Here is an 11,568-nt window from a genome sequence, read left to right on the forward strand (position 1 = left end):
GCTTAGCGTTGAGCAGGAGCGTTTTCACCCAGCGGCATGATGGCCATGGTCAGCCGAGAAATACAGCTGGCTTTGCCATCTTCACCACTCAAGCGAATGTCCCAGACGTGGGTGGTGCGCCCCAGATGCACCGGCCGCGCCACCGCAGTGACCCGACCACTGCGCAGGCCGCGCAGGTGGTTGGCATTGACCTCCAGACCGACGCAGTAGAACTTGCTGCTGTCGATGCACAGGTGGCTGGCGGTGGAACCGAGGGTTTCCGCGAGTACCACGGAGGCGCCGCCATGCAGTAGGCCGTAGGGCTGATGAGTGCGTGCGTCGACCACCATGCTCGCGGTAATCGACTCGTCATCAAACGACTCGAAGCGGATATCCAATTGCTCGCCGATGGTGTTTTTCAGAATCGCATTGAGCTGTTCGAGGTTGGGGGATTGCTGCCAGAGGGCCATAAACAGTCCTTAACGGTAGGTACCTTGAGAACGTGGCTGGCAGACACGCCGGCCACGCGCGTGATCACTCGTGCCAAAGCACGGCTTCGCTGCGTTCGGTCCACTCGCCAAAGCGTTCAGCGTAGGCGCCTTCCACAACCGCACGTTTGATTTTCAGGGTTGGCGTAAGGAAGCCGTTGTCCACCGCCCAGACGTCCTTAACCAGGACCAAACGCTGCAGCCGCTCATGCTTGTCGAGGTTCTGGTTGACCTGCACCAGCAGCGCTTCCAGGCTGCTTTGCAGCTCGCCGCGACCACCATTAACGGCTTCATTGCGCCCCACATCGGAGAGCACGCATAAAGCCATGGGCTGAGTCATGCCATCGCCCACCACACACACCTGCTCAATGCGCGAATGTTCACCTAGGCGGTTCTCGATCGGTGCCGGCGCAACGTATTTGCCTTTGCTGGTTTTGAAGATTTCCTTGATGCGCCCGGTCAGGCGCAGGTTGCCCTGGGCATCCTGTTCACCTTTGTCGCCGGTGCGCAGGTAGCCATCGGCGGTCATGGTTTCTGCGGTTTTTTCCGGGTCTTTGTAATAGCCCTGCATGGTCGCACCACTGCGCACCAGCACCTCGCCATCTTCAGCGATCCGCACCTCAACACCTGGGCTGTTCTGCCCGATCCAGCCCTGCTGGAACTTGCCCGGCCGACAGACATGTGAATAACCACAGTTCTCGGTCATGCCGTAGACCTCCAGCACATCCAGGCCCAGGCGTTTGTACCAGTTTAGCAGCGCCTCAGGCACCGGGGCAGCGCCAGAAAGCGCATAACGCACCGCATCCAGCCCCAGACCGACCAGTACTTTTTTGCCGACAATACGGCCGACAATGGGCAGTTTGAGTAGAAAATCCAGTTTCTCCGCCGGCATCTTGCTGTAAACGCCCATCTGGAATTTGGTCCAGATGCGTGGCACGCCGAACATCACGGTCGGCCGCGCGCGCTTAAGGTCTTCGAGAAAGGTATCCAGGCTCTCGGCGAAGAAGATCGTCTGCCCGGCGTAGATCGACGCCAGCTCAACAAACATGCGCTCGGCTACGTGACACAGCGGCAGGTAAGACAGTACTCGGTCATTTTCGCCTACGCCGAACAGCTCGGTGGCGTGACTGGCGGCAAAACCGAAGTTACTAAAATGGTGCATCACCCCTTTCGGTGTGCCGGTGGTACCGGATGTATAGATGATGGTGGCGAGCTGATTGGCGGCTGGCGTGGGGTTATCCTGAATCGGTGTGCAGGCCTGCAAGTCATCCCAGATAAAGCTGAACTCGCCCTGCGGACGCAGTGGCAGGCCGATGGTCGGAATATCCTCCGGCACGCCCGGCGCCATGCCCGGCCAGTCATCCAGCTTACCGACGAAGACCAGCGCCGCCTCGGAGTGACGCAGCACCTGGCCGACTGATTCCGCTGTGAGGTTGGGGTACAGCGGCACCGAGACGTGGCCGGCCATCCAGATTGCCAGGTCAGCAACGATCCAATGCGCACAGTTCTTGGAAATGATCGCAATACGGCTGCCCGGTTCCAGTTCGCGGCTGCGCAACCAGTTAGCCGCACGGCGCGCCTGCTCGCCAACATCGGCCCAGCTCAGCTCCAGCAGCTGACCGCCCGGCAGCGGCTGCACCATGTATGGTTTATTCGGGTGCCGAGCCTCACGCTCATAGAACACTTCAAGCGGCAATCGGATTTCTTCAGCCACAGGGCTTCCTCCTTTGTTATTTTTGTGGAGCCAACCAAGCAATTGCTTGGTTGGACTATTCCACGCACAAAGGCGACCCGCAAGAGGAGAAATGTTTCGGTGTGTAGTGCCGCTTCAGATCGGCGCGGGGTGCTTGTGAGCAGACAATATCATCAGCCCAGCGAGCAGAGCATCGCCCTCAAGCAACGCCAGGCTGGCGGTATTCATTGCCAGGGGTTGCTGACGATGGCCGTGTAGCAACAGCCCCGCCAGAGCGCCTACCAGCGGTTGATGGGTCACCAGCAGCAACTCCTGCAGCGCATAACCATCAAGCTCACGCAGGGTTTGGCGCAGATCACTGTCTGGCGTCAGCCAGGGCACGGTTACTCGACTGCCGCTAAACCCCAGCGCCTCACACAGCACATCGGCCGTTTGCTGAGCGCGGAGATAAGGGCTGACCAGTACTGCTTGCAATGGACGGCCTTGCAGAAGCCCAGCCGCCTCACGTACCTGTCGCAGGCCATGGGCCGTGAGGTTGCGCTCGGCATCAGTACGCGCAGTCGGCTCGGCTTCACCGTGACGCAGCAGCCACAGCTTCATCGCTCTGCCCCCACTGCGCGGTTTTTCACAACTTGGGCTCTTCATCACGCACCGGGTGTGCGGCCGGCGGGATGCTGTGCGGGCTTTCGCCCTGCGGTGCCTGCGGGGTTGGCCAGTCGGCGAACGGCCAGGGCTTTTCATCACTGTTAAAGGTGCCAAAGCGACCTATCTGCGCCAGGTACTGGCTCAGGCTGTCGCCAAAACCTAGCAGGCCAGCGTTTGGCGCACCGTAGAACAGGCGATAACCTAGTTGCAGCAGCACCACGGCGCCCAAGAGTATTTCCGCCAGCTGCCAGACGATGGTGAAAATCACCATCCACAAAATGCGCAGCAGAATCGATTCGCGCTGCAGTTCCTGATTGCCATCACTCATGCTCATCTCCTTGCAGGTTTTAACGATAAAACTCAGAAACCAGTGGTTGGAATAAAATCGACATCAGTCTTGGGTTCTGCGTTCATCAGCGCACCAATGACCTGATCCAACGTTCGGCCCTCAAACACAATCGCATGCAGACCCGCCACCAGCGGCATGTAGACATCCAGCTCCTCGGCTTTGGCCTTCAGCACCTTAATGGTGTTGACGCCCTCCGCCACTTCGCCCAAACGCTCAACTGCATCCTCCAGGCTCAAGCCTTCGCCGAGGGCAAAGCCGACTTGGTAATTACGGCTTTTAGCGGATGAGCAGGTCACGATCAGGTCACCCACGCCAGCCAGGCCGAGGAAGGTCATGGGGTTAGCACCCAACTTGACGGCAAAGCGGGTCATTTCCGCCAGCGCACGGGTAATCAGCATGCTCTTGGTGTTTTCGCCCATGCCCATGGCGGCTGCCATGCCGGCGATGATCGCGTAGACATTTTTCAGTGCACCGCCCAGCTCAACGCCAAAACGGTCGGCACTGGCATACACACGGAAGGTTCGGCCATGCAGCGCAGCCTGAACCTGCTGGCAAAGGTCTTCGTCCTCACTGGCCACGACTGAAGCCGTCAGCGCATGTTCGGCCACTTCACGGGCCAGGTTCGGCCCCGACAACACGCCGATGCGTGCCTGCGGGGCGATGTCTTCGAGAATCTGGCTCATCAACAAAAAGCTCTGCGCCTCGACACCCTTGGTGGTGCTCACCAGCAGCTTACCTGCCAGCTGCGCCGCCACCGGCTGCAAGACTTGACGCAGGGCGCTGGAAGGCAACGCGACAAAAACCAACTGGCTGGCGCTCAATGCCGCGGCGAGATCGGTAACAGGCTCCACGCCGAGGTGAATTTTGATGCCTTTGAGGTAACGTGGGTTTTCACGGGTCAGTCGAATCGCTTGAGCCTGCTCGGGGTCGCGCATCCAGTGCAGGACGTGCTGGCCATTTTCCGCCAGCAAATTAGCAATTGCAGTGCCGAAGCTACCGCCGCCAAGCACTGCGATGGGTTGCTGATTTGTCATAACGCATCCGTGGTGAACCATTGAAAGTGGCAAAACGAGCGCATTATACGGTGCGCAGCCCGCGCGACCAATTTATGCCATTGACTGCGGCCACTGCAAAAGCCTAATGCCTCGGTTAACATGCTGGCCTTTGCATACCATCCGAGCGTTTGCGTGGCTAACACCTCCCCCCTGGCGTCACTGATCGGCGCACTGAGCTTGCTGCCCCCCACACTGGTGGTCGCCGAAGACCTCTTCGGCCAAGGCCAAGCGCTGCCTGAAATTCTCAGCGCGACGCGTTTGAAGCAGTCGCCTGCAGCGGTGCCGGGCAGCGTGTCAGTGATTGACCGCGCACTGATCGATGCCAGTGGTGCGCGCGATATTCCCGAGCTGATGCGTTTAGTGCCAGGCATGATGGTTGGTTATGTCAAAGGCAATGAAATAACGGTCAACTACCACGGCGGTCAGGTTGATTCAGCCCGGCGCATGCAGGTGCTGATCGATGGCCGCTCAGTCTACCGACCGGGCCTGGCCACCGTTGATTGGACCGACCTGCCAGTGGCCATAGAAGATATTGAGCGCATCGAAGTCTTTCGCGGCCCTAACACCGTTAGCTACGGCGCCAATGCCCTGACTGGGGTAATCAGCATCACCACACGCAACCCCGCCAATAGCCATGGCACGCGACTGAAATACATCCACGGCCAACGTGGTATTGATGATTGGTATGGCAGCCAGGGGTTCAGCAGCGGTAACGGTGATTTCCGCCTTTCTCTTTCCGGCCAGCAAGACAGTGGCTTTGACCACACCGATGAAGACCAGCCCTACCGCGACAGCCGCCGCAGCACGCGCATGCAGCTCAGCGCCACCCATACGCTGGACGACAGCCAAATCCTCGACTGGCAACTGGCCGCCAAAGAAGGCAGCAACCAAAAAAACTTCTATTCCGATAAGGAGGCCCTGGTCAAAGGCGTCGTCCCCAATGGCGACAGCAACAAGGACATCGAGGCGCGCGACTATTCCGCGTCGATGCGCTGGAGCATGGACACCAGCAGCACACATAACCTGCAACTACAGGCCTATGCGCAGCGCTGGGAACGCACCCAGGAATGGCGCACCTGCGATTTGGCGCTGGCCTTCACGCCTGAAGTGGCAGCGCTGCAAAAGCTTGATCCGGATCTGCTCGATACAGTTGCCCGGCTACTCAGAGATGGCAAACAGATACCCGCATCTGCAGGGCTGCTGGCCACAACTATTGGCACTAACTTTTATAAAGATGGAGGCGCCCTGCAGGCGCCGGTATGCGGCGACATCAATAACAACATCAACGAAACCCGCTACGACTTTGAGCTGCAGGACACCCTGAGCCTGAACGATGATTTGCGCCTGCTCAGCGGCCTCAGCTACCGCAAGGACAGCAGCAACTCACAAAGCTATTTTCAAGGCAGCCTGGATAATGAAATCTGGCGCCTGTTTGGCCATCTGGAATGGCACTTGAGCGAACATTTCGTCCTGCAGGGTGGCGCCATGCATGAGGACGACAGCCTGAGCGGTAGCTCGCTGACCTCGCGCATCGCCCTCAACTACTTGATCACTCCGCGTCATGGCCTGCGCTTTGTCTACTCCGAAGCAATCCGCTCGCCGGACATGCAGGAAAACAACGTCAACTGGGCCTACCGAATGGAGAACCTGTCTCCAAGCCTTAATGGCAATACCTCGGCTTACTACTTTGCCACGGCACAAGGGCCCGGCGACCTGCAGCAGGAGATCATGCGCTCGCGGGAGATCGGCTATAACGGCCAATTCGACTTCGGCTTACAGATCGACATCAAGCTGTTCAACGACGAAATCCATCAGATGATTGCCGAGCCCCTGGATATCAAGGAGTTCAGCCAGAACAATGAAAACTACATGTGGCTGCGCGGCGCGGAAACCGAAATCGACTGGACATTCACCTCCTCAGATCGCTTGCGCCTGACCTATGCCTATGTGGATTTCGAGACGTCTGAAAAATCCTACCGACGCTTAACCGCTCGCTACAGCGGCTCGGCAGGCTGGTTACACGAATGGGGCCACGGCTGGTCAAGCAGCCTGTTTTACTACGGCGCGGACCTACTCAACGAGCGCCGTTTCGAGCGCGCCGACTTGCGTATAGCCAAGCGTTTTAACCTGGGTAAAAGTGATCTGGAACTGGCGCTGATGGTGCAACAGCGCCTGGATGATGAAGCCCTGACCTGGCGCGAGAATCTCTATGACGAGCGCCGCCTAATGTCTGTCAGCGCTCAGCTGGACTTTTAAATGAGCAAACTGCCAAGGATTGCTAGCGAGGCCAATGGATGAGCCGCCTGATATTGCTCTACTGCTGCCTGCTGATAGCGCTGCCCGCCTGGGCGGCTGAAATCATTTTCAGCAGCACTGCAGGCAATCCCGCTATTCAGGGATTCGTCAACGAGCTGCAGCAGCGCAGGCCACATGACCAAGTCAGCTTTGTCGCCCTGAACAAGCTGCCTGCGCCCTCACAACTGCCCGACACAAACCGCCTGATATTGCTCGACAGACCCGCACTGGACTGGCGCCTAACCGATCCAGCAGGGCCGCCCAGCCTGGGCATGCGCATCAGCCGCATACAAGCCCGAGACCTGCCGGCAACCCTACCCGCTCAACTAAGCCTGCTCTGGAGCGACCCTTCACCGCAGCGGCAAATGCGCCTGGCGCGCTTGCTGCTACCCGCAGCGAAGCGCGCCGGACTGTTATTTGATGCTGACAGTGCCTTTCTTCTCGAAGAGTACCGGCAGGCTGCGACGGAGCAAGACATGCGGCTCGTGACCCGGCGCTGGCCTGATACGCGCGACAGCCGGCCGCTGCTCTACCTGCTGTCGCACAGCGACTTACTGCTGGGGATCAACGACACCAGCCTGTTCAATTCGCTCACCGTGAAAAATCTACTGCTCACCAGCTACACCCATCAGCGACCGGTGATTGGCCCTAGCGCCAGCTTCGTCCAGGCCGGCAGTTTGGCAAGTACGTACAGCGACCAAAGCGACTGGCTGGACAGCCTTGAGGACATCCTCAATCAATCGCCAGATAGATGGCCAAAGTACAGCTACCCCGGTCATTTCAAAGTCACCAGCAACCCCCAGGTCGCACGCTCACTGGCAATTGAATTGCCCAGCAACGAATCACTGGCGCAGAAGCTCGCAGAAGGAGAACAGCCATGAAGCTGCCCCGCCATTGGAATATCCATACCCGCACCCAGCTCATCAGCGTCGGGCCGGCACTGCTCTTGACCCTTCTGTTGACCGGTTTCTTTACCTTCACCCGCCTTCAGGAACTGCAACTGGAGCTCAAGCAGACGGGCCAGCTGATCGCCAGCCAACTGGCTCCAGCCACCGAGTACGGGGTTATCTCCGGTAATCTGACGGTGCTCAAATCGCTGCTTGGGGTCACCTTGCAAACCCCGCACGTGCGCTTTCTCGAAGTGCGCGACCACAACGACCGCATTCTTATTTACGTCGAACAGCCCAGCGCTGATACCACCTCTCATGCAGCAGTTAGCGTCTTCGAGGCGCCGATTTTGTTGCAGAAGGTCACCCTCAACGCAGACTTTATGCACAGTGAAAACACCAATACTGCGCCTCTCGCGAATGACTATCTGGGCCGCGTGGTCGTCGGTATCAGCAGCGACGCGTTTAACACGCGCCAGCAGGAAATCCTCTTCAAGGCCGCTCTACTCGCGCTGTTTGCCCTGGCGCTGACCTTTATTCTTGCTCGCCGCCTGGCCCGCCACCTGTCGCAACCTCTCAGCGCCATGGGCGATGCTGTCAGTGCGATTCAAGCAGGAAATTACCAGACCATCCTGCCGGAGGTTGGCGAAGGTGAACTGCAGGCCTTGGCACGGCATATCAACAACCTCGCCCATGGCCTCGCCAACGCCAGTGAAGAACAGCAACGGGCTATGACCCTGCTGATTCAAGCGCGCGAGCAATCCGAGCTGGCTAACCGCGCAAAATCCGACTTCTTGGCCATGATGAGCCACGAGCTGCGCACCCCCATGAACGGCGTGCTAGGGATGTTGCAGTTACTGGAAACCACCGAGATGACCCAGGAGCAGGCGGAATATGCTGCCCTGGCCACTGAATCCACCGAACACCTCCTCAAGGTCATCAACGACATTCTCGATTTTTCACGCATTGAACGCGGCTCATTGGAACTCGAGCACATCCCTTTCAGCTTGCAGGCCCTGCTACAAAGCTCAATTCAGGTGTTCCAGCACAGCGCGCAGCAGCGCGGCCTGCAATTACTCCTCGATGCGCAGAGCGGCCTTGAGCAATTGCAGGTTTGGGGTGACCCAACGCGTATGCGGCAAATCCTGGTCAACCTGATCGGTAATGCCCTGAAATTCACCGAGAATGGCAGCATTCGCGTGCACTGCAGCTGGCAAGCGCTGGATAACCAAGTGCTGTGGTTCAGTTGCGCGGTGCATGACAGTGGTATTGGCATCCCTCCCGAGCGTCTGGAGCACATGTTCAATGCCTTCCAGCAGGCCGACACTTCTATTTCAAGACGTTACGGTGGCACAGGCCTGGGCTTGCCTATCGCACGCACGCTGGTAGAGCGCATGGGCGGCACGCTGCGGGCTACCAGCGTGGAAGGTCAGGGCTCGGTTTTTACCCTGGAGGTGCCCCTGCCTTTTTCTCAGCAAGTCGCACCAGCGACCAGCGGAAACCCACAGTTATCGGATCAGGGCAGCGGTCAGTCGGTGTTATTAGTTGAAGATAACCCGGTCAACCAAACCGTGATCGAATCCATGCTGCGCAGCTTGGGCTACCAGGTTAGCTTGGTGGCTGATGGTGCACAGGCCGTTCATAACGTCAGCCAGCACCGTTACGCGGCCATTCTGATGGACTGCCGGCTGCCCATCATGGACGGCTACGAAGCCACGCGACAGATCCGCCAACTGCCTGACTGCGCGCAGCTACCGATTATCGCCCTTACCGCCAATGCCCTACAGGGCGACCGCGAAGCCTGCCTGAATTGCGGCATGAACGACTACCTGGCTAAGCCTTTCAAGCGGGCAGACTTGCAGCGAATACTGCAACGCTGGCTGCCCCCTCGCCCTTCGACGGGTAGTCAAGAAGATCGAACTGCTGCAGGCTAACGCGCATGTGCGCTATGACAGGCCTTCAGAGCGGAGTACAACTGTACTCACAAAGCTGTGACTTTCACCACAACGCAACAGTCTATGACTAGGCTATCGGTAGGCGCAGCAGACAGACTGCGCCGCCAGCCAGGACGATTCGCCCAGCCTTGGCGCATGGGACATATTGAGGAGCTCGCATGACCAAACAAAACGCCTTCACCCGGGAAGACCTGTTGCGCTGCAGTCGCGGCGAACTGTTCGGCCCAGGTAATGCGCAACTGCCCGCGCCGAACATGCTGATGATCGATCGCATCACCCATATCAGCGACACAGGCGGCAAGTACGGCAAGGGCGAAATAGTCGCCGAGCTCGATATCACTCCAGACCTGTGGTTCTTCGCCTGTCATTTCGAAGGTGATCCGGTCATGCCAGGCTGCCTGGGCCTCGATGCCATGTGGCAACTGGTGGGTTTCCACCTCGGCTGGCAGGGCAACCCCGGCCGTGGCCGCGCCCTCGGTTCGGGTGAAGTGAAATTCTTCGGCCAGGTTCTGCCGACTGCCAAGAAAGTTACTTACAACATTCATATCAAACGCACCATTGCCCGCTCTCTGGTCCTGGCTATTGCCGATGGCACCGTCAGCGTCGATGGCCGCGAAATTTACAGTGCCGAGGGCCTGCGGGTCGGCCTGTTCACCTCCACCGACAATTTCTAAAGGACTCTCTGCATGCGTCGCGTCGTAATTACCGGCCTAGGCATCGTTTCCTGCCTAGGCAATGACAAAGCCACCGTCTCTGCCAGCCTGCGCACAGGCAAGTCCGGCATCCGTTTCAACCCGGCGTATGCCGAAATGGGCTTGCGCAGCCAGGTCTCCGGCTCGGTTGACCTCAACCTGGAAGAGCTGATCGACCGCAAGGTCTATCGCTTTATGGGTGATGCGGCCGCCTTTGCCTACCTGTCTATGCAGCAGGCCATTGCGGATGCCGGGCTCAGCGCCGAAGACATCTCTAACCCACGCGTGGGTTTGATTGCAGGTTCCGGCGGCGCGTCCACCTTCAACCAGATGGAGGCCATGGACATCCTGCGCGAGAAAGGCGTCAAGCGCGTTGGCCCGTATCGCGTACCGCGCACCATGGGCAGCACTGTGTCCGCCTGCCTGGCCACACCGTTCAAGATCAAGGGTGTCAATTACTCGATATCCTCGGCCTGCGCCACCAGCGCGCATTGCATCGGCAATGCCATGGAGCAGATCCAACTGGGCAAGCAAGACATCGTATTTGCCGGCGGCGGTGAAGAAGAGCATTGGAGCCAGAGCTTCCTGTTCGACGCCATGGGCGCCCTCTCCACCCAGTACAACGAAACTCCGGAAAAAGCCTCGCGTGCCTACGACGCCAAGCGTGACGGTTTCGTCATCGCCGGCGGTGGCGGCATGGTGGTGGTCGAAGAACTGGAACACGCCCTCAAGCGTGGTGCCAAGATCTATGCGGAGATCATCGGTTACGGCGCAACCTCCGATGGCTACGACATGGTTGCCCCGAGCGGCGAAGGTGCAATTCGCTGTATGCAACAGGCCCTGGCCACCGTTGATACGCCAATCGACTACCTGAACACCCACGGCACCTCGACTCCAGTCGGTGACGTCGCGGAAAGCCGTGCAGTGCGCGAAGTGTTCGGTGCCAAGGCGCCAGCCATCAGCTCGACCAAGAGCCTGTCCGGTCACTCCTTGGGCGCTGCCGGCGTGCAGGAAGCGATCTACTGCATGCTGATGATGGAAGGCAACTTCATTGCTGGTTCGGTCAACATTGACGAAGTCGACCCGGAAATCGCCGACCTGCCGATTCAGCGCAGCACCGTTGAGAACGCCAAGCTCGATACCGTGATGAGCAACAGCTTCGGTTTCGGTGGCACCAACGCGACACTGGTACTCAAGCGCTGGGCTGGTAAGTAAGTCCAATCGTTTGTTTGCTGATCGGGTAGGAGGCGGCCTCACGGCCGCCGTCCTCCCACACCACCGTGCGTACGGTTCCGTACACGGCGGTTCAGGCCATGCGGTTAAGCCGATTGATCGTATCCAGTATCGAGACCAGTCCAAGTCTGTCCCATAGCTTCTTCGGCAGCGCCTGATTCATATGCGGCGCTCCTGAGTTCCACCACGGGCCTCGGCCATTGAAGGCCGACTTGCAGGCACGCTCCTCGCTCAATCCCAGGCGCATCAGGTTGCGCGCCCTCGTAGAGGGCTGCTTCCATTGCCGCCAGATGACAC

General features: G+C 58.8%; 10 protein-coding genes and 1 pseudogene. 5 read left to right on the top strand and 6 right to left on the bottom strand.

The window, feature by feature from the left end:
• Positions 1–2: 2 nt before the first annotated feature.
• The 5 genes from SOP97_RS06865 to SOP97_RS06885 form a co-directional block, all read right to left on the bottom strand.
• Positions 3–449, bottom strand: coding sequence for a hotdog fold thioesterase (locus SOP97_RS06865; protein ID WP_322948724.1), 447 nt, complete (start codon positions 447–449; stop codon positions 3–5).
• A 64-nt stretch (positions 450–513) separates the two neighbouring features.
• Positions 514–2,181: an AMP-binding protein gene (locus SOP97_RS06870; RefSeq protein ID WP_322948725.1), complete on the bottom strand. Its 1,668-nt coding sequence runs from the start codon at positions 2,179–2,181 to the stop codon at positions 514–516.
• A 114-nt stretch (positions 2,182–2,295) separates the two neighbouring features.
• On the bottom strand, positions 2,296–2,760 hold the full coding sequence (sixA, locus tag SOP97_RS06875) for a phosphohistidine phosphatase SixA (RefSeq protein ID WP_322948726.1): 465 nt from the start codon (positions 2,758–2,760) through the stop codon (positions 2,296–2,298).
• A 25-nt stretch (positions 2,761–2,785) separates the two neighbouring features.
• Positions 2,786–3,133, bottom strand: a complete 348-nt coding sequence (locus SOP97_RS06880) for a DUF4389 domain-containing protein (RefSeq protein ID WP_322948727.1) — start codon at positions 3,131–3,133, stop codon at positions 2,786–2,788.
• Between the two features lie 32 nt (positions 3,134–3,165).
• Positions 3,166–4,188, bottom strand: coding sequence for an NAD(P)H-dependent glycerol-3-phosphate dehydrogenase (locus SOP97_RS06885; protein WP_322948728.1), 1,023 nt, complete (start codon positions 4,186–4,188; stop codon positions 3,166–3,168).
• 120 nt (positions 4,189–4,308) lie between these two features.
• Between SOP97_RS06885 and SOP97_RS06890 the strand changes: the two genes are divergently transcribed.
• The 5 genes from SOP97_RS06890 to fabB all read left to right on the top strand — a co-directional run bounded on the left by SOP97_RS06890 (position 4,309) and on the right by fabB (position 11,253).
• Positions 4,309–6,465 (top strand): TonB-dependent receptor plug domain-containing protein, encoded by a 2,157-nt coding sequence (locus tag SOP97_RS06890; RefSeq protein WP_322948729.1) that lies wholly within the window; start codon positions 4,309–4,311, stop codon positions 6,463–6,465.
• A gap of 38 nt (positions 6,466–6,503) precedes the next feature.
• The gene (locus tag SOP97_RS06895) at positions 6,504–7,385 is read left to right on the top strand and encodes an ABC transporter substrate-binding protein (RefSeq protein ID WP_322948730.1); all 882 of its coding nucleotides are present in this window, start codon (positions 6,504–6,506) and stop codon (positions 7,383–7,385) included.
• Positions 7,382–9,325: an ATP-binding protein gene (locus SOP97_RS06900; RefSeq protein WP_322948731.1), complete on the top strand. Its 1,944-nt coding sequence runs from the start codon at positions 7,382–7,384 to the stop codon at positions 9,323–9,325. Before SOP97_RS06895 ends, SOP97_RS06900 begins: the two co-directional genes overlap by 4 nt.
• 179 nt (positions 9,326–9,504) lie before the next feature.
• Complete coding sequence (gene fabA, locus SOP97_RS06905; protein WP_274088616.1) at positions 9,505–10,020, top strand: 3-hydroxyacyl-[acyl-carrier-protein] dehydratase FabA; 516 nt, start codon at positions 9,505–9,507, stop codon at positions 10,018–10,020.
• Between the two features lie 12 nt (positions 10,021–10,032).
• Complete coding sequence (fabB, locus tag SOP97_RS06910) at positions 10,033–11,253, top strand: beta-ketoacyl-ACP synthase I (protein ID WP_322948732.1); 1,221 nt, start codon at positions 10,033–10,035, stop codon at positions 11,251–11,253.
• A gap of 91 nt (positions 11,254–11,344) precedes the next feature.
• Here fabB and SOP97_RS06915 read toward each other — a convergent pair.
• A pseudogene (locus tag SOP97_RS06915) lies at positions 11,345–11,568 on the bottom strand (group II intron reverse transcriptase/maturase); the annotation flags it as partial.

Source organism: Pseudomonas spirodelae (genome assembly GCF_034653255.1).
Taxonomy (GTDB): Bacteria; Pseudomonadota; Gammaproteobacteria; order Pseudomonadales; family Pseudomonadaceae; genus Aquipseudomonas; species Aquipseudomonas spirodelae.